Consider the following 19237-nt stretch of genomic DNA (forward strand, 5'->3'; position numbering starts at 1 on the left):
AGCGCGGTCCCGCCTAGCCCGCCCGCGCAGCCGCCGCACCCCGCGTGCCCCGCGCGGCCCCACCACCCGCCCAGAAGTCACTTTTGGTGCCAAAGCCGCCCCGCAACCCACAGAACGTGACTTCTCGGCAGCGGGCCGGCGCAGCCCGCCGGCGCCCGCCCGCTACACCCGCCCGCGCAGCCCCGCCGCACCACCCGCCCCGCACGCTCGCCCTGTGCTGGCCCGAACCGTGCCAAATCCCCACCCCGCCGAGAAGTCACTTTTGGCGCCAAAACCGCCCCGCAACCCACAGATCATGACTTCTCGACAGCGGGGCACCCCCCGCAGCTCGCCCGCCCAGCCCCCGCGCCACCTCCCCACCCCGCCCAGAAGTCACTTTTGGCGCCAAAACCGCCCCGCAACCCACAGATCGTGACTTCTCGCTGGCGGGCCGGCGCATCCCGCCCGGTCCGCCCACTCGCTAAGCCCGCTCGCGCACCCCCGCAGCACCCCACGCCCGCACGCCCGCGTCGCGCTCGCCCGGTGCTGGCCCGGGCCCCTGCCCAATCACCACTCCGCCGAGAAGTCACCTTTCGTGCTCAAACCGCCCCACATCCACCGACAGTGACTTCTCGACGGCGCGCGCCCGCACACCCGGCCCGTGTAGCCAGCGCCCCTCCGCGAAAGCCTGCAGGCCCGCCCGCGCTGGCTTCGCCGCGCGGGACTTCCCACCTCGCCGATAAGTCACTTTTGGCGCCCAAACCGCCCCGCAACCCACGGATCGTGACTTCTCGGCGGCCGCGTGCCCCGGTCAGCCCGCTCGAGCAGGCCGCGCGCCACCTTCCACCCCGCCGAGAAGTCACTATTGGCGCCAAAACCGCCCCGCAACCCACAGATCGTGACTTCTCGCGGCGGCGCGCGAGCGCCGCACTCAGAGGCGCCCGGCGGCCTTGAGCGCGATGTAGCGGTCGGCGAGGGCCGGCGGCAGGTCGGCAGGAGCGGCCGTGATCACATCGGCGCCGTACCGCTTCAGCACCGTCGTGACCCGGGCCACGTCGAGCAGGGCGCGTTCGGCAGCGGCGGCGCGGTAGACCTCGTCGCGGTCGCCGCGCTCGAGAACGCCCGCCACGACATCCGGATCGGTGACGGATGCCACGACAACCAGGTGATTGCGCGTCAACTGCGGCACGATCGACATGAGCTCTCGCGAGATGCCGGGCGCGTCGATGGCGGTGAGCAGCACCACGAGCGAGCGCTGCGTGGTGACCTGGCGCACGAGGCCCGGAACGGCGGTCCAATCCATCTCGATCAGGTCGGGCTCGATCGGCGCCATCACGTCGACCATGCGCGAGAGCAGTTCAGGCCCGGATGCCCCGTGCACGCGTCCGCGCAGCCGCCGGTCATAGGCCACGAGGTCGACGCGGTCGCCCGCGCGCGTGGCGAGGGCGGCGAGCAGCAGCGCGCTCTCGAACGAGGTGTCGATGCGCGGCTCGTCGTCGATGCGCGCGGCCTGCGTGCGACCGGTGTCGATGACGATCACAACCCGACGATCGCGCTCGGGCCGCCAGGTGCGCACCATCACGTCGCTGTGCCGGGCCGTGGCCCGCCAGTCGATCGAGCGCACGTCGTCGCCGCGCACGTATTCGCGCAGGCTGTCGAACTCGGTGCCCTGCCCCCGGATCATCACGCTCGCCCGCCCGTCGAGCTCCCTCAGCCGAGCGAGCCGCGAGGGCAGGTGCTTGCGGGCGTTGAATGGCGGCAGCACCCGGATGCGCCCGGGCGCCCGCAGTGTCGCCTGCCGAGCGGCCAGACCGAGTGGGCCGAACGACCGCACGGTGACGCGTTCGGTGCGCCGCTCGCCGCGGCGGAACGGCGTGAGCGCGATCGTGATCGCCCGCCGCTCACCCCGCGGAATGACAACGGGGGAGCGCGTGGTGCTCGCACCCGCCGAGGGTTGCCACGCGTCGCGCACCACCGCGCGCAGCGTGCGCCTGCCCGTGTTGGTCAGGTAGAGCGTGCTGGCGACGGTCTCGCCGAGTCGCACCCGCGCCGGCACGGTGCGATCGACGGCCAGCCGCCGAGGGGATGCCGCGAGCACGAGGTCCACGACCACGAGCACCACCATCAGCCCCAACCACCCCAGCAGCACCGCGTACGCCGAGTCATAAAGCTCCCCGAGCCACACGATCGGCACCACCCCAACCGCGAGCAGCGCCACCAACCGCCCCGAAACCGTCATCGCGCCCGCCCCCGCAGTTGCGGGAGGCCACCCACCCGTCGGGCGGCCGAATCGGCCTCCCGACGAAGCTTGGTGGTGCCGACGGCCTCCCGACCGGGAGCACCAGCTCGGAAGCTGGCGAGTTCGTGAACGGGACCCGCGAGGAGCAGCGTGAAGGGCGCCGCGCTCGAGGCGGCACCCGCTCGTGGGTAAGGATCTGGCGCTGGATGCCGCCGACCAACAGTCCCGGGAGCTCGACGCCCGTGCTTCGGCAGGCCATCTACCCGTCGGGCGGCCGTTTCGGCCTCCCGAGCGAGCGTGGGGGTGCCGGTGGCCTCCCGAGCAGCACGGCCGCCGACCCGCAAGGACGTTGCCGCTCTAGCAGCGGCGCCGGCTCCTCGGCGCTGAGAAACGGTCGCAGGATGCCGCTGACCGGCCTGCCAGCGATCAGAGTCTCCGAGCGTCGGGCGGTCGTTTGCCCGTCGGGCGGCCGTTTCGGCCTCCCGAGCGACCGTGGGGATAACGGTGGCCTCCCGAGCGACCGTGGGGATAACGGTGGCCTCCCGAGCGGGAGCACTCATAGGGGCACCCGCACCTGGGTGAGGATCGAGCGCAGGATGGCGTCGACCGACACCCCCTCGAGCTCGGCCTCGGGGCGCAGCTGGATGCGGTGGCGCATCACCGGCAGCACCATCGCCTGCACGTGGTCGGGGGTGACGCCGGGGTATCCGTTCAGCCACGCCCAGGCCTTGGCCGCGGCGAGCAGCGCGGTGCTTCCGCGCGGGCTGACGCCGAGCTTGACCGAGGGGCTCTGCCGGGTGGCCCGCGCCAGATCGACGATGTAGGCGAGCACGTCGGGCGACGCCTGAACGGCGGTGACGGCATCCTGAGCCTGGCGCAACTCGACGGGGCCGAGCACCGGGGTCACTCCCGCCGCCACCAGATCGCGCGGGTTGAAGCCGTTGGCGTGACGGGTGAGCACGGACACCTCGGTGTCGCGCTCCGGAAGGTCGAGCACGAGCTTGAGCAGGAAGCGATCGAGCTGGGCCTCGGGCAACGTGTAGGTGCCCTCGTACTCGATCGGGTTCTGCGTAGCGGCCACGAGGAAGGGGTCGGGCAGCTTTCGCGTGACGCCGTCGGCGCTGACCTGGCGCTCTTCCATCGCCTCGAGCAGCGCGGACTGCGTCTTCGGGGGAGTGCGGTTGATCTCGTCGGCGAGCAGGATGTTGGTGAACACCGGCCCCTGCCGGAACGAGAACTCGCCCGCCTTCGCGTCGTAGATGAGCGACCCGGTGACGTCTCCCGGCATCAGGTCGGGCGTGAACTGCACACGCTTGGTGTCGAGGCTGAGCGCCTGGCTGATCGACCGCACCAGCAGGGTCTTCGCGACGCCCGGCACGCCCTCGAGCAGCACGTGCCCGCGCGCGAGCAGAGCGATGATGAGGCCGGTGACGGCGCCGTCCTGCCCGACCACCGCCTTGCCGACCTCCGCGCGCACCCGCGCGAGCGACTGGCGCAGCTGATCGCCCGCGGCGCCTGCCGAGGCGGGCGTCGGTTCGGCCTGGCCGCCCGGCTGGGCGGAGGTGGGGAACTGAGGCTGGTCGGTCATCCGTTGTCCTTACTGTTCTGAGGGTCGTGCGAGTGCGAGTGCGAGTGCGAGTGGGGGTGCGGGTGCGCGAGTGAGTGCACGCACGGATGCCGCGGCGACCGTCACCCGGAAGGCGACGACGTGGCCGGCGGCCCGTCGTGCGTCGCCCGGTGCACGGCCTGCTCGAGCACGAGCAGACGGTCGCTCAGAGCGAGCAGGTCGGCCTCCGAGCGCGGCAACGCCCCCACGAGCGTGTCGTGCACCTGGTCGACCGGCAGTCCGGTGACGCTCGCGACGGCACGGCTGACGTCGACCACGGATGCGTGACGCGGCAGCGCGAGAGCCACGGTGAGCCGCGAGATCGTGCCGATGCGCAGCGCGTCGAGCGCCCGAACGTGCGCCGACTGCTTGGCATAGAGGCGGGCGCGCCCCTCCATGGTCTCGCTCGCGCGCACGGTCACCGGCAGGTTCTCGACCACCACCGGTCCGAACCGGCGCCCGCGCCAGACGCCGGCGGCCACCACCACGACGAGCAGCAGCAGGATCACGGGCGTCACCCACCCCGGCGTGAGCTCACCGATGGTCGGCTCGGGGCCTCCGGCGACGTCGGCGTAGGTGGGCATGTACCAGACGAGCGTCGGATGCGTGCCGAGCACTCCCAGAGAGAGCGCCGCGTTGCCGCGCAGCAACACCCCGTCGTTCGTGAGCGCGTCGCCCGCGCCGAAGACGGTGACGGTACCGGAGTCGGAGCCGGAGCCGGAGCCGGCATCCGCATCGCCCGGCACCTGCACGACCCCGAACGCGTCGTCATACGACCGGAAGCACGTCACCGAATCGGCCCCGGCATCGATCATCCGGTAGGTGGCGGTGGGCCGGGAGATGTCGCCTGCCCGCTCGGCGGCCGGCAGGCGGCATCCGGCGTCGACCGCGTCGGCCTCTTCGGCGGCACCGGCGGGTGCGACGGCCGGGGCGAACACCGACAGCTCGGCGCTGCCCGGCTCGACCAGCACGAGTTCGGAACCGAGGCCGCCCACCTGCCCCAACTGGTCGTCGTCGAGGTAGCCGTAGGGGTCGATGAAGAGCACGGTCGCGTCGCCGTCGGCGGCGTCCACAGCCGCCACGGCTTCGGCCATCGTGCCGGCGGCCACGACGTCGACGCCCTGCTGGCGCAGCACCTCGGCCACCGCTTCGCTGCCGCTCGGGCCGGCCGAGCCGATGGAGAACCGCTCGGCGTCGGGCGCACCCGACGCGGTCAGCAGCACCGAGATCACGGCGAACACGACGGCCGCGACCACGACGACCACCCAGAACAGCCAGCGCCGGGCGGTGGTGCGCAGCCGGGGCGTCTCCGCCACGGCGGACGCGGTGACCGCCGCGGCGCCGGGCGAGCCCGACCCGACGGGCCCGACGGGCTCGACCAGCCCGCCCGGCCCGGCCGGCGCGGAAGGCATCGGCGGCACGGGGGCGGCGGGCGGCGCGGCAGTCATCGCACGACCTCGCTCTCGATGCGGTCGAGGGCCACCGGGCGCTCCGCCTGCAGCCGCCGGTCGAGGGTCGTGACGCGATCGAACTCCTCGCGGGTGCCGCGCCGATCGAGGTAGCGCACGCCGTCGAAGAGCATCGCGCAGGCGATGAGCTCGGCGCTCGCGGCGGGGAACGCGACGCCGGCGCGCTGGGCGAAGTCGCGCGCGGTGGTTCCGGGTGCGGTCATCACGATCGTGCGCTCGGCGAGCTGGCGGGCGAGAGCGCGGAAGGCCTCTTCGATGGCGGTCGTGAAGTCGCCGTCGCCCGCGGCGCGCGCCGCCGATGCGCGCAACTCGGCTGCCGAGCGTGTGTCGTCGGCACCGAACAGGGCCCCCGTCGCGACCTGACTCCGCCGGTTCAGCCGCGGGCGCCCGAACACGAGGAAGGCCACCACCACGAGCGCCACGAGCACCAGCACCACGATGAGTGGCACGAGGGCGCCGAGGCCCTCACCCGAGGGCAGACGGAGCGATGCCAGCCAGTCGCCGATCGCCTGTGACACGAGGTCGAACCAGGTCGGCCGGGCCGCCTGGTACTGCGGTTTGCCGAGCTCGTTGGTCAGCCACTCCCGCGCCTGGTCGGCGTCGGGGTCGACCGGGATGTCGGTGGGCAGGCGAGCGGCGAGGCTCGCGATCGACGCGGCAGCCGTCATCCGCGCTGCCGGGGCAGGTAGGGGTCGGGCCAGTCGTCGAGTCCGGACTGGCGCGATTCGACGAACCGGGTGAGCTCGATGTCGAGCCCCTCTTTGCGCATGCGCAGATCGATGTAGATCACGGCGATGGTCGACGCCTGGATGACCGAGGTGATGGCGCTGATGACGATCGTGAACGCCACGAACAGCAGGTAGATCGCGCCGATCGCGACGATGCCCGAACCGGTGTTGTTGGGGTCGACGATCGCCGCGGCCGCGGGCAGCAGGAACGAGATCGGCGTCGAGAGAATCTGCGTCGCCACGTAGAGGATGGCGTAGACGAGGGCGATCACGCCGAAGGTGCGCCAGAAGTTGCCGGCGGTGAGCTGCCACGATCGCCGCATCGCCGTGCCGACGCCCGCCTTCTCGAGCACGATGACGCTCGGCACCAGGGAGAGCTTGGTGCCGAGCCAGACGAACAGGGCGGTGATCGCGGCGCCGAGCAGCAGGCCGAGCAGCACGCCGACGACGATCGCGCCGGGCCCGATGGCCGCGACGAGCACGATCACGCCGATGATGAGAGCGACGCCGATCAGCACGGCGAGGGCGAGCAGGGCGAACCATCCGGTGAGCGGCAGGATGCGCCGGAACGCGGCCCGCCACAGTTCGCCCAGCCGGCGCTTCTCGCCGAGGGTTCCGCGAGCGACCTCCACCACGAGCACGCCCTGCAGCAGCGCCGAGGCGAACAGCGAGAGGGCGAGCGGAATGAGCGCCGACACCAGCAGGATCGCGACATTGCCCGAGTTCACCGCGTCGGCGTCGGCCGAGGCGACGTTGGCGGCCCGCGAGAACGCCCACACCGCGGCCGCGCCGACGAAGAGCACCGTCACGATGACGATCACGAGCTGCACGATCAGGCCGCTGCCGAAGGTCGCCTTGGGGTTGCGGCGCAGCACCTGGAAGGGCGCTCCGAGCAGGGTGCCGAATCCGAGCGGACGCAACGGGATGAGCCCGGGCTTCGGCGGCGGCGCCCACCCCTGGGCGCCGGGCTGCTGATAGCCCTGCTGGGCGTAGGCGGGCACGCCGTAGGCGGGCTGTCCGTAGCCGGGCTGTCCGTAGGTCGGTTGTCCGTAGGCGGGTTGCCCGTAGGTCGGCTGTCCGTAGGCCGGCTGTCCGTATGCGGCCTGTCCGTAGGCCGGCGGCGGGGGATACGCACCCGGCTGGCCGTACTGCGGCGCGGCCGGCGGTTGCGGCGGGGCGTATTGCCCGTACTGCGGCTGTGCCGGTGCCGAGGCGGTCGCGGAGCCGAGCGGCGGCGGATAGGCGCCGTTCGGCCCGTACGGCGGAGCGGGCGGCGGCGGGTACTGCCCGGCGGGCGGCGGCGGGTACTGCCCAGCGGGCGGCACGGAAGGCGGCGCGGTCGGTGGCGCGTACTGCCCATACTGCGGTTGCGCGGGCGTTACGGGCGGCGCGGGCGGCGGCGCATACTGCCCGTATTGGGGCTGCGCGGGCAGAGCGGACGGCGCGGGGGTGACGAGTGGATCGGATGCTTGCGCCGGCGGCGCATACTGCCCAAAGGGCGCCTGCGGCTGCTGCCCCACCGGTGGCACCGGCGCCCCCGCCTGCCCGCCCGCGGCACCGCCCTCCGGCTCGCCCTCGCTCGCCCCGCTCCCGGGCTCAGGTCGACGGGTGTCGCCCGGGCCCCCCGGCGTCGGCGGAGCCCAGTTGTCGTTGTCGCTCATCGGTGATCCTCAACCCCCAGCGCTGGTGTGCGAGCCACCCGTCCTACACTCTCCATGCTTCCATACTCGCTCAGAGTTTTCTCGGCATCCGTCGAGAAGGTGCCCCGACGGCTCGACTACTCTTGTCGCAGTGCACGCCTGATTCGGCGGCGCCGCGCGCAACGGAGCTCGTGGCAACGCCTGCCGACCCGAAAGAAACAGCAAAATGGACCCTCGCATTCTCGTTGTCGACGACGACACCGCCCTTGCAGAGATGATCGGCATCGTGTTGCGTGCCGAAGGCTTCGATCCGGTGTTCTGCGCCGACGGCGGCGAGGCGCTCGCGGCCTTCCGCGACGCCAAGCCCGACCTGGTGCTGCTCGACCTCATGCTGCCGGGCCTCGACGGCATCGAGGTGTGCGGTCTCATCCGGGCCGAGTCCGGCACCCCCATCATCATGCTCACGGCCCGCACCGACACCTCGGATGTCGTGAAGGGGCTCGAATCCGGCGCCGACGACTACGTGGTGAAGCCGTTCAACCCCAAAGAACTCGTGGCGCGCATCCGCACCCGTCTGCGCCCGACACCCGAGAACACGCCTGACCTGCTGCAGATCGGCGACCTGCAGCTCGACGTCGCCGGCCACGAGGTCAAGCGCGGCGCCGACCGCATCAACCTCACGCCGCTCGAGTTCGACCTGCTGCTGGCGCTCGCCACCAAGCCTCAGCAGGTCTTCACCCGCGAGATGCTGCTCGAGCAGGTGTGGGGCTACCACTACAAGGCCGACACCCGGCTCGTGAACGTGCACGTGCAGCGGCTTCGCGCGAAAGTCGAAGAAGACCCCGACAACCCGAAGATCGTGATGACCGTGCGCGGTGTCGGCTACCGCGCCGGCACGTCCTGACGCGCCCACGGCCATGACCGATTCGCCGGGCATCCGCCGGAGCCGTCTGGGCCCCACGGTGCTGCGCAACACCCGCAACGTGCGCACCTGGCCCCGGCAGATCGCCCGCGCGTGGCGACGTTCGCTGCAGTTCCGCACCATCGTGATTACCGTGGCGCTCTCGGCCATCGCCGTGGTGGCCACCGGAACCTACATGTCGGTCTCGATCGGCAACGACCTCTTCCAGTCGCGGCTCAACCAGGTGCTCGTCGAGTCGAAGAACGCCGCCACCGCCGCACAGACCATCTTCGACTCCTCCGACGCGTCGGGCGAGGCCTCCACCATCTCGCTCCTGAGTTCGGCGAAGTCGGCCATCATCGCGTCGTCGTCGAGCCGGCTAATCGCGCTCTACGCCACGCCGGGCGAGACGACGGATGCCACGACCGTGCTGTCGTTCGCAAGCCCCGAGCTGGCGACATCCGGAGTCATCACCGACGAACTGCAGCAGCAGGTGGCCGACGATCCCGACGGGGTGGAGCAGTACTGGCAGTCGGTGCCCCTCGACAACGAGTCGGGCGGCACCGACCCGGGCATCATCGTGGGCTCGCCGCTCACCATCCCGGGGGCCGGAGACTTCGAGCTCTACATCGGCTACAACCTCGCCGAGGCCGAGCAGACGCTCGTGTTCGTGCAGCAGACGCTCTGGCTCGGCGGGCTCGCGCTCGTCATTCTGATCGGGCTGGTCGCCTGGGTGATCGTGCGGCTCGTGGTGCAGCCCATCCGCATGGCGGCCGAGACGAGCGAGAAGCTCGCCGCCGGCCAGCTCGAGGTGCGCATCCCCGAGCGCGGCGAAGACGTCATCTCCACCCTGGCCCGGTCGTTCAACGGCATGGCCGACAGCATGCAGTCCCAGATCACCCAGCTCGCCGATCTGTCGCTCGTGCAGCAGCGGTTCGTGTCGGATGTCTCGCACGAACTGCGCACACCGCTCACCACCATCCGGCTCGCCGGCGACGTGCTCTACGACCAGCGCGACACGTTCCCGCCCGCAACGGGTCGCACGGCCGAGCTGCTGCACACCCAGATCGAGCGGTTCGAGGCGCTGCTCGGCGACCTGCTCGAGATCAGCCGGTTCGACGCCGGCTCTGCGCACCTCGACACCGAGCCCACCAACCTCGTGCGGCTCGCCGAAGACGCGATCGACCAGATGCAGTCGCTCGCCGAGCAGGCGGGCTCCGACCTGCGGCTCGTGGCTCCCGGCGGCTATTTCGAGGCCGAGGTCGACGGCCGGCGCATCCGGCGCATCGTGCGCAACCTGCTGGGCAACGCGATCGAGCACGGCGAGGGGAAGCCGATCGTGGTGAGCGTCGACAGCGACGAGCGCTCGGTCGCCCTGTCGGTGCGCGACTACGGCAGCGGCATGACCGACGACGAGGCCGGGCGGGTGTTCGACCGGTTCTGGCGCGCGGATCCCTCACGCAAGCGCACCATCGGCGGCACGGGGCTCGGCCTCGCGATCTCGCTCGAAGACGCCACCCTGCACGGCGGAGCCCTCGACCTGTGGTCGAAGAAGGGCGGCGGCACGTGCTTCCGCCTCACGCTGCCGCGGGTGCAGGGGCGGCAGATCGGGGAGTCCCCGCTGCCGCTCGAACCCGCGGACGCCTTCGGCGAGGCCCCCGCGGTGGCCGAGCTGCGCCCGCCCGCGGGCGCCACGGGGCCGATCACGCCGATCGCGCCCGTCACCGCGGCGGCGGCGGCCGCGGCATCCGGTCGCGCCACCGAGACGCGACCAGCCGAGCGGCAACCGGCGCTGCCGGAACCAGCCCGGCCCGAAGCAGCCCGGCCCGAACCAGCCCGGTCCGAAGCAGCCCGGCCCCAACCAGCAGAGAGCGGGGCCGATCATGCGTAGACGCCGAAAACTGCTGAGCGCCGTCGTCGCGATGCTGGGCGCCATCCTGCTCGTCGCGATGACCGCGTGCAGCGGCATCCCGCGGTCGGGCTCCGTCGAGGCCGGCGACGCCATCGGCACCGACGACGACATCGACGTCATCTTCCTCGCCGCCGACCCCACCAAGGGCGCGACCCAGCAGCAGATCCTGACCGGCTTCATCCTGGCCGCCAAGAGCCCGCAGGACGACTACCAGATCGCCCGCCGCTACCTCACCAAGTCGGCGGCCGACACCTGGAAGCCCAACGCCAAGACCACCGTCGACTCCGGCACGCGCCCGATCTCGACGGTCGACGACACCACGCTCGACATGTCGGTCACGGTGGTGGCCGACGTCGACTCGAACGGCTCCTACTCCGAGAACCCGCCGGCCCCGCCGACCGCGCTGCGCTTCACGTTCACCCAGGTCGACGGGGAGTGGCGCATCGACGGCCTCGACGACGGCGTGGTGATCGAGAACGCGTTCTTCGACCAGGTGTTCAGCTCGCACGCCCTCTATTTCTACGACCCCACGTTCACCTTCCTGGTGCCCGACCTGCGCTGGTTCCCCACCACGACGGCGGTCGGCACCCGAGTGGTGAAGGCGTTGCTCGCCGGCCCCACGGCCTGGCTCGGCGACGGCGCCGTCGTGACGGCGTTCCCCGACGGCACCCAGACCACGGCGGTGGTCACCTCCGGGGGCCAGACGCAGGTCGAGCTCTCGAGCAACGTGCTGCAGTCCGACGCCGTCGACCTCGTGCGCATGCAGGAACAGCTACGCGCCAGCCTCAGCGACCTCGCCTCGGCGTCGAACATCACCATCTCGGTCGACCAGAACGCCGTGCCCATCCCGCCCTCGAACGTGAGACCGGCGGATGCCGCGCCGCGCGTCAACGCGCTGCCTCTCGTGTTGCGTGACAACGCGTTCGGCTACCTCACCGGCCAGTCGGTGTCACCGATCGACGGCATCAGCGACGGCGTCGAGTCGTTGCAGCCCCTCGCGGCGGCGTATTCCGCCACGTCCGAGACGGCGGCCGTCAAGGCCGGCAACGGCGCGGTCTGGGCGGTTCGCGGGTCGACCGCGCCGGCCGTTCTCGACCAGCGCGCCGGCTTGATCGATCCCGCCGTCGACCCGTTCGGCTACGTGTGGTCGGTGCCCGCGGCCTCGCCGACGTCGGTGAGCGCCTACGGCACCGATGGCGCGGCGATCACGATCCCGACCACGTGGGACGGCGCCTCGGGCATCACTTCGCTCGAGATCTCGCGCGACGGAACCCGGGCGCTCGCGTTCCTGTCGGTCGGTGGCCTGCCGCGACTGGTGGTCGCCGCCGTGATCCGCAACCAAGACGGCGTGCCGCAGAAGCTCGGCCAGCCGGTGGAGCTCGCGAGCGGCAGCGGAGCACCGGTCGACGCCACCTGGGTCGACCAGCTCACGGTCGCGTCGATCACGGTGCTGCCCGCGGGCGAGGCGCGGGCCCGATCGCAGCAGCTCGGCGGTCAGACCTCCGAGCTCGGCGCGCCGTCGGGCGCCGTCACCATGGCCGGCGGCAACGATCTCGCCGGCGTGCGGGTGCTGACCAGCGAGGGCGGGCTGCTCCAACTGCGCGGCAACGCCTGGCAGGCCACCGCGACAGGCATCACCCGCCTGGCTGTGCAGAACTGAGGTTTTCCACAGATCCGCTTCCGCGCGCCCCCTGATCTCGTCGTCCGTTCACGATGGGGTCATGAGAGCGAACGAGGGTTTCGAGGCGGGGTCGCGATGGCGGCGGCATCCGCTGGCCGGGTGGCTCGGCGAGGCGGCGGCGGTGCTCGCGCCGGTGGTGTGCGCGGGGTGCGGTGCGCTAGACGTCGGCGTCTGCGCGGCCTGCCGGGCGTGCCTCGAACCCCGGCTGGTCACGGTGCGCGCCGGCCCGTCGCCCGCGGGTGCGCCGGGTCTCGCGGTGCCGGTGATCGCCGCCCTCGACTACGGCGGTGTGGTCGCACGCCTGCTCGGCGCCGTGAAGGAGCACGGCCGAACCGACGTGCTGCGGTCGTTGGCTCCGGCCATGCGTGCCGCCCTCGACGCGGCCGTGGCGGCGAGCGGATGCCGCCCGCCCGACCTGCGGCTGGTGGTCATGCCCTCGGCGCGCTCCGCCGTGCGGCGGCGGGGCCACCGCCCGGTCGACGACCTCGTGCGGCTCGCCGGCCACCGCGTCGCGCCGGCGCCGAGACTCGAGCTCGTGCGCGAGATCGCCGACCAGGCCGGGCTCTCGGCGGCGCAGCGTCGCGACAACCTGCGTGGAGCGATGCGGGCGAACGGGCGCTCTCGCGCGGGTGGCCGGGCGCCCTGGCACGGCGATGGCGCGCAGGTGCTGCTCGTCGACGACGTTCTCACCACCGGGTCGACGTTGGCCGAGGCGCATCGTGCCATCACTCTGGCGGGCGGCCGGGTCGTCGGGGCGGCGTGTCTGGCGCGCACAGTGAAACGAAAGGTGACGTGAAGGGGTTTAACCGGTGACAGCCCGGTGCGCCCGAGGTAGCGTGATCTGCACAAGGCGCGAATGTTCCCGACCTTGTGCCGGGGCGGGCGCCACCCAATATGGCTAGGAGGTCTCCATGGAAGTCAACATCACTGGAAGAAACCTAGGGATCACCGATCGATTTCGCGATTACGCGAGCGAGAAGGCAGAGAAGGTCGCGCACCTCGCCGACAAGGCTCTGGCTCTCGAGATCAAGGTGTGTCGACACAATTCGGCCAACGGGACGCAAAGTGGGGATGACAAGGTCGAGCTCACGCTCATCGGGCCTGGCCCTCTCGTGCGGGCCGAGAGCGCTGCGAGCGACAAGTACGCCGCATTCGATCTCGCCCTCGCGAAACTGATGCAGCGCCTGCGCCGAGCGAAAGACCGCAAGAAGGTGCACCGGGGCCAACATCGCCCCGTCTCGCTGCACGAGGCCGCGACCGGCGGCTTCAGCGTGATCGACGTGCGCCCGGCCGACTCCGACGTGATCACCCGTCGTCGCGAGCCGCAGCCCGTCGACGAGGTCTCGTCGGCTGCGCCGTCCGGCTCGACCGATTCCCTTTCCGGTGATGAGGCCGACGACGAGGTCTACTGCCCCGTCGTCATCCGCACGAAGGTCTTCGGAGCCACTCCGATGACCGTCGACGACGCGCTCTACCACATGGAGCTCGTCGGTCATGATTTCTATCTGTTCATCGATGCCGAGTCCGGGCGTCCGAGCGTCGTCTACCGGCGCAAGGGCTGGGACTACGGCGTCATCGGGCTCGACGAGAACGCCGACGCGTTCGCCGAGCAGACCCCCGCTGCGGTCGGAGCCGCCGCGGGCTAGGGCGTTCTCGCGGGGTTTCTCCCACTGCGAACGCAGCGGATGCGCCGCCGACGCTCAGGCGCGAGCAACTAGTATTGCTTACGCTTGCGCGACCAGCGCAGCGACTACTGCAGTGGGAGAAACTCCGTGGCCTCAGTTCTTGAAAAGGTCCTTCGTGTCGGCGAGGGCCGAACCCTTCGCAAGCTCCAGAACTACGCGAAGGCGATCAACGCACTCGAAGAAGACTTCCAGGCGCTCTCCGACGACGAGCTCAAAGACGAGACTCCCCGCCTGCGCGAACGCTTCGAAGGCGGCGAGAGCCTCGACCACCTTCTTCCCGAGGCCTTCGCCGCGGTGCGCGAAGCCGCGACCCGCACGCTCGGCCTCCGCCACTTCGACGTGCAACTCATGGGTGGAGCCGCGCTTCACCTCGGCAACATCGCCGAGATGAAGACCGGTGAGGGCAAGACCCTGGTCGCCACCACCGCGGCCTACCTCAATGCCATCGCCGGCAAGGGCGTGCACGTCATCACCGTGAACGACTACCTCGCCAGCTACCAGAGCGAGCTGATGGGTCGCGTGTTCCGCGCCCTGGGCATGACGACCGGCTGCATCCTCTCGGGGCAGACCCCGGCCGAGCGGCGCAAGCAGTACGAAGCCGACATCACCTACGGCACCAACAACGAGTTCGGCTTCGACTACCTGCGCGACAACATGGCCTGGCAGGCCTCCGACATGGTGCAGCGCGGCCACCACTTCGCGATCGTCGACGAGGTCGACTCCATTCTCATCGACGAAGCGCGCACCCCGCTCATCATCTCGGGCCCGGCATCCGGTGAGGCGAACCGGTGGTTCAACGAGTTCGCCCAGATCGCCACCAAGCTCGTCGCCGACGAAGACTACGAGGTCGACGAGAAGAAGCGCACCGTCGGCGTGCTCGAGCCCGGCATCGAGAAGGTCGAAGACTACCTCGGCATCGACAACCTCTACGAGTCGGCCAACACTCCGCTCATCTCGTTCCTCAACAACGCCATCAAGGCCAAGGCGCTGTTCAAGAAAGACAAAGACTACGTGGTGCTGAACGGCGAGGTGCTCATCGTCGACGAGCACACCGGCCGCATCCTGGCCGGTCGTCGCTACAACGAGGGCATCCACCAGGCGATCGAGGCGAAAGAGGGCGTCGCCGTCAAGGCCGAGAACCAGACCCTCGCCACCGTCACGCTGCAGAACTACTTCCGGCTCTACGACAAGCTGTCGGGCATGACCGGAACGGCCGAGACCGAGGCCGCCGAGTTCATGAGCACCTACAAGCTCGGCGTGGTCGCCATTCCCACCAACAAGCCGATGCAGCGCATCGACCAGCCCGACCTCGTCTACAAGAACGAGCAGTCGAAGTTCGACCAGGTGGTCGAAGACATCGTGGAGCGTCACGAGAAGGGCCAGCCCGTGCTGGTCGGAACGACGAGCGTCGAGAAGAGCGAATACCTCTCCCGCCTGCTCGCCAAGCGCGGCGTGCGCCACGAGGTGCTGAACGCCAAGAACCACGCGCGTGAGGCCGCCATCGTGGCCCAGGCGGGTCGTTTCGGCTCGGTCACCGTCGCCACCAACATGGCCGGCCGTGGCACCGACATCATGCTGGGCGGCAACGCCGAGTTCCTCGCCGTCGCCGAGATGAACGCCCGCGGCCTGAGCCCCGTCGACACTCCCGACGACTACGAGGCCGCGTGGGACGACGTGTTCTCATCGGTCAAAGAAGACGTGGCCAAAGAGGCCGAGCGGGTCGTCGAGGCCGGCGGCCTCTACGTGCTCGGCACCGAGCGCCACGAGTCGCGCCGCATCGACAACCAGCTGCGCGGTCGTAGCGGCCGCCAAGGCGACCCGGGCGAGAGCCGTTTCTACCTGTCGCTCACCGACGACCTGATGCGCCTGTTCAACGCCGGCGCGGCCGAGAGCCTGATGGGCCGTTCGGGCGTTCCCGACGACCTGGCCATCGAGTCGAAGGTCGTCTCGCGCGCCATCCGCAGCGCCCAGTCGCAGGTCGAGGGCCGCAACGCCGAGATCCGCAAGAACGTGCTGAAGTACGACGACGTGTTGAACCGCCAGCGCGAGGCGATCTACAGCGACCGCCGCCACATCCTCGAGGGCGACAACCTGCAGGACCGCTCGCAGAAGTTCCTCGAAGAGGTCATCGACGAGATCATCTCCGACCACGCCGCCGCCGGCAACGGCGACGACTGGGACTTCGATGCCCTGTGGACCGAGCTGAAGACGCTCTACCCCATCTCGATCACGATCGACGAGGTCATCGCCGAGGCCGGCGCCAAAGGCCGCGTGAACCGCGAGTTCGTGTCGCGCGAGATCCTCTCCGACGCCAAGATCGCCTACCAGCGCCGCGAGGAGACGCTCGGCGAGGCCGCCATGCGCGAGCTCGAGCGCCGCGTGGTGCTCTCGGTGATCGACCGCCGGTGGCGCGACCACCTCTATGAGATGGACTACCTGAAAGACGGCATCGGCCTGCGCGCGATGGCGCAGCGCGACCCCCTCGTGGAGTACCAGCGTGAGGGCTTCGCCCTGTTCCAGTCGATGATGGGCCAGATCCGCGAAGAGACGGTCGGCTTCTTGTTCAACCTTGAGGTCGAGGTCAACGCCTCGCCCACCGAGGTGGGGGCGCCGAAGGTCGAGGCCAAGGGTCTCACCCAGCCCACCGCTCCGGCCGAGAAGCTCAGCTTCTCGGCGCCGAGCGACTCGGGCGGCGTCGAGGTGCGCAACCAGAAGGGCCAGATCGAGCAGGCCGCCAGTGCCCGTGCCCAAGAGGCGCAAGAGAAGTCGGCACCGGTCACGAGCGCGTTCTCGCGCACCGGCTCGGCGCCCGCGCCGGCGCAGTCCGCGCCGGCGGCACGGCCCTCGACGGGTGGCGGCCAGAGCGGCCAGAAGCAGGGCGCGCAGAAGCAGAGCGGTCAGCAGCAGGGCGGCCAAAAGCCCGCAGCTCAGAAGCAGCAGTCCGGCGGTCCCAAGCCGTCCGGGTCGGGCTCGTCAGGCAGCGGCAACCGCGCTCAGCGCCGCGCCCAGGGCAAGAAGAAGGGCTGACGCCCGCGCACTCCGGCCGCCCCGCGCGCAACGGCTGAGAGCAAGTCGGTCAGAGCCCACCGCTCGGGGGAGCCCGTTCAGAGCACGTGGATGGCGCTCGCCCGCCAGCGCTGACCCAGCACTTCGAGCCGGATGGCGACCGCCCGTGACCGCGCGCGGCCGTGCACGATCACGACCGCCTCGACCACGCCGGGTTGCGGCTCGCACAGCACGGTCGTGCCCATGGTGAAGGTGAGCCGCGACGGCACCTCGCCGCGGGCCTGTCGCGCCCGGTTCGACAGCACGACGCGTTTCATCAGGTGCGCGTGCACGTCGGCCGACAGCCATCGCGCGATCTGATCGAGGTCGCGCGTGCCCGAGAGGATCTCCACGACGCAGCGCGCGAGGTTCTCGGCGAGTGGTCGGGGGTCGGGAAGTTCCCTGGTGTCAGCGGCCGGCCTCGGCACCGTGGATGTCGCGATCGAACGCGTGGTCAATGGAGCTCCTTCGATCGGTATCTCGGTAAGCAATGCTCGATTTCACTGCTGGAGGCTGTTACTCAACCAGTGTCGACTTGGGTTGTCCAGCAGCGTTTGTGCCCTGTGGATTCCACAATCCGGCGGTCGCCATTAGGTGGCAATTGCTCATAACACCACCCCCGCTCCGGCTGGTGAACTGTAGTCACACAAAGAGTTGAAGTTTCCGACCGGGGATGCCCGTTCCCCCGACCTACCGCAATCCCGGTCGGAATGAAACGGCTCCCGTGGCCGCTTCGTAGGGAAACGCGGTCACGGGAGCCTGTTTGCATCAGCAGCTACACGAGCCCGCAGGCGCCACCCGCTCTTTCCCCAGGCAGGGTCACCGTAGGCTAGAACACGTGTCAACACTCAGCGATCTGGTATCCGCCCACGGCAGCTCGACCGAAGCCGACGTCGAGTGGCTGCACCTTCTGGTCAGCGACTGCCAGCTTCTGGCCGACCTGGCCTTCGCCGACATCGTGCTCTGGGTGCCCACCGTCGACGGAACGTTCGTGGCCGTGGCGCACTCGCGCCCGTCGAGCTCGGCCACGCTGTTCTATCGCGACTTCGTCGGCCAGACCATCAAACCCGAGTGGCGCAAACAGGTGACCGACGCATTCGAGAGCGCCCAGATCGTCGACACCGCCGCCCCCGACTGGTACGAAGAGACCCCCACACGCGTGCGGGCCGTGCCGGTGCTGCGCCGCCTGTCGGTGTCGGAGCAGACCACCACCGATCGTCCCATCGCCGTGATCACACGGCACACCAACCTGAGTGAGGCGCGCACCCCGAGCCGTCAAGAACTCACGTTCAACGAGTGCGCCAACGACCTCTTCGCCATGATCGCGGCGGGAGACTTCCCCGACCTCGGCGCCCCCACCGGTCCGCGTCGCGGCGCACCGCGCGCATCCGACGGTCTGATCAGGCTCGACGTCGACGGCATCGTCACCTTCGCCAGCCCGAATGGCCTCTCGGCCTTCAACCGCATGGGGTTCGCCGGCGAGCTGGAGGGTCAGTCGCTGGCCGAGGTCACCACCGGGCTGCTGAGCGGCCGCCTCATCGTCGACGAGTCGCTGCCGCTGGTCGTCACCGGCCGGGCGCCGTGGCGCACCGACATCGAGGCCAAAGGGGTGACAGTGTCTTTGCGGGCGATTCCGTTGCGCACGAGGGGACACCGCTTCGGCGCCATCGTGCTGAGCCGCGACGTCACCGAGCTGCGCCACCAGGAGCGCGAGCTCATCACGAAAGACGCGACCATCCGCGAGATCCACCACCGGGTCAAGAACAACCTGCAGACCGTCGCGTCGCTGCTGCGCATCCAGGCCCGCCGCACGCACTCCGACGAGGCGCGCGAGGCGCTGACGCAGGCCATGCGCCGCGTGGCGGCCATCGCAGTGGTGCATGACACGCTCTCCGAGGGCCTCAACCAGCGGGTCGATTTCGACACCGTGTTCGACCGGGTGCTGCTGTTGGTCGCCGAGGTCGCCTCGGCGCACAACACGACTGTGCACCCGAAGTCGTCGGGCAGCTTCGGTGTGCTGCCGAGCGAATACGCGACGCCGCTCGCCCTCGCGCTCACCGAGCTGGTCACGAACGCCGTCGAGCACGGCCTCGCCGGTCAGGAGGGTGAGGTCGAGATCGTGGCCACCCGTTCCGAGGAGACGCTGACGGTCGAGGTGCGCGACAGCGGCACCGGTCTGCCCGAGGGCAAGGTCGGCTCAGGGCTGGGCACGCAGATCGTGCGCACGCTCATCCAGGGCGAACTCGGCGGCACGATCGACTGGCACACCATGGTCGGCAGCGGAACGGTCGTGACGATCGAGATCCCGTTCCGCTGGCTCAAGAAGCCATGACGAAGGCGGGAGTCGACGAT

13 protein-coding genes are annotated in these 19237 nt (G+C 70.4%); 7 read left to right on the forward strand and 6 right to left on the reverse strand.

The features are described 5' to 3' along the window. Positions 1–910: 910 nt before the first annotated feature. The 5 genes from N1032_RS14385 to N1032_RS14405 form a co-directional block, all read right to left on the reverse strand. Positions 911–2218, reverse strand: a complete 1308-nt coding sequence (locus tag N1032_RS14385) for a DUF58 domain-containing protein (RefSeq protein WP_259539841.1) — start codon at positions 2216–2218, stop codon at positions 911–913. Positions 2219–2774: 556 nt separating this feature from the next. Then, positions 2775–3806: an AAA family ATPase gene (locus N1032_RS14390; RefSeq protein WP_259539842.1), complete on the reverse strand. Its 1032-nt coding sequence runs from the start codon at positions 3804–3806 to the stop codon at positions 2775–2777. Positions 3807–3907: 101 nt separating this feature from the next. Further along, positions 3908–5272 carry a DUF4350 domain-containing protein gene (locus N1032_RS14395; RefSeq protein ID WP_259539843.1) on the reverse strand — a complete coding sequence of 455 codons (1365 nt, stop codon included), beginning with the start codon at positions 5270–5272 and terminating at the stop codon, positions 3908–3910. Next, positions 5269–5961, reverse strand: a complete 693-nt coding sequence (locus tag N1032_RS14400; RefSeq protein WP_259539844.1) for a DUF4129 domain-containing protein — start codon at positions 5959–5961, stop codon at positions 5269–5271. The genes N1032_RS14395 and N1032_RS14400 overlap by 4 nt, the downstream gene beginning before the upstream one ends. Continuing rightward, positions 5958–7682 (reverse strand): glycerophosphoryl diester phosphodiesterase membrane domain-containing protein, encoded by a 1725-nt coding sequence (locus N1032_RS14405; RefSeq protein ID WP_259539845.1) that lies wholly within the window; start codon positions 7680–7682, stop codon positions 5958–5960. Before N1032_RS14405 ends, N1032_RS14400 begins: the two co-directional genes overlap by 4 nt. A gap of 205 nt (positions 7683–7887) precedes the next feature. Here N1032_RS14405 and mtrA point away from each other — a divergent pair, with 205 nt between their 5' ends. The 6 genes from mtrA (at position 7888) to secA (ending at position 16867) form a co-directional block, all read left to right on the forward strand. Further along, complete coding sequence (gene mtrA / locus N1032_RS14410; protein WP_259539846.1) at positions 7888–8565, forward strand: MtrAB system response regulator MtrA; 678 nt, start codon at positions 7888–7890, stop codon at positions 8563–8565. A 13-nt stretch (positions 8566–8578) separates the two neighbouring features. Then, on the forward strand, positions 8579–10453 hold the full coding sequence (mtrB, locus tag N1032_RS14415; RefSeq protein ID WP_259539847.1) for an MtrAB system histidine kinase MtrB: 1875 nt from the start codon (positions 8579–8581) through the stop codon (positions 10451–10453). Next, the gene (locus tag N1032_RS14420) at positions 10446–12134 is read left to right on the forward strand and encodes a GerMN domain-containing protein (protein ID WP_259539848.1); all 1689 of its coding nucleotides are present in this window, start codon (positions 10446–10448) and stop codon (positions 12132–12134) included. Before mtrB ends, N1032_RS14420 begins: the two co-directional genes overlap by 8 nt. Before the next feature lie 61 nt (positions 12135–12195). Beyond that, on the forward strand, positions 12196–12951 hold the full coding sequence (locus tag N1032_RS14425) for a ComF family protein (protein ID WP_259539849.1): 756 nt from the start codon (positions 12196–12198) through the stop codon (positions 12949–12951). Between the two features lie 115 nt (positions 12952–13066). Next, the gene (gene hpf, locus N1032_RS14430) at positions 13067–13801 is read left to right on the forward strand and encodes a ribosome hibernation-promoting factor, HPF/YfiA family (RefSeq protein WP_259539850.1); all 735 of its coding nucleotides are present in this window, start codon (positions 13067–13069) and stop codon (positions 13799–13801) included. 126 nt (positions 13802–13927) lie between these two features. Next, positions 13928–16867 carry a preprotein translocase subunit SecA gene (gene secA, locus N1032_RS14435; RefSeq protein WP_259539851.1) on the forward strand — a complete coding sequence of 980 codons (2940 nt, stop codon included), beginning with the start codon at positions 13928–13930 and terminating at the stop codon, positions 16865–16867. A 77-nt stretch (positions 16868–16944) separates the two neighbouring features. Here the strand turns inward: secA and N1032_RS14440 are convergent, their stop codons facing one another. Next, positions 16945–17343 carry an Rv3235 family protein gene (locus tag N1032_RS14440; protein WP_259539852.1) on the reverse strand — a complete coding sequence of 133 codons (399 nt, stop codon included), beginning with the start codon at positions 17341–17343 and terminating at the stop codon, positions 16945–16947. 380 nt (positions 17344–17723) lie between these two features. Between N1032_RS14440 and N1032_RS14445 the strand changes: the two genes are divergently transcribed. Next, a complete protein-coding gene (locus N1032_RS14445) occupies positions 17724–19217 on the forward strand; it encodes a sensor histidine kinase (RefSeq protein WP_259539853.1) in 1494 nt (497 codons plus the stop codon). Positions 19218–19237 lie beyond the last annotated feature (20 nt).

The sequence above is a fragment of the Herbiconiux daphne genome, assembly GCF_024979295.1.
Taxonomy (GTDB): Bacteria; Actinomycetota; Actinomycetes; order Actinomycetales; family Microbacteriaceae; genus Herbiconiux; species Herbiconiux daphnes.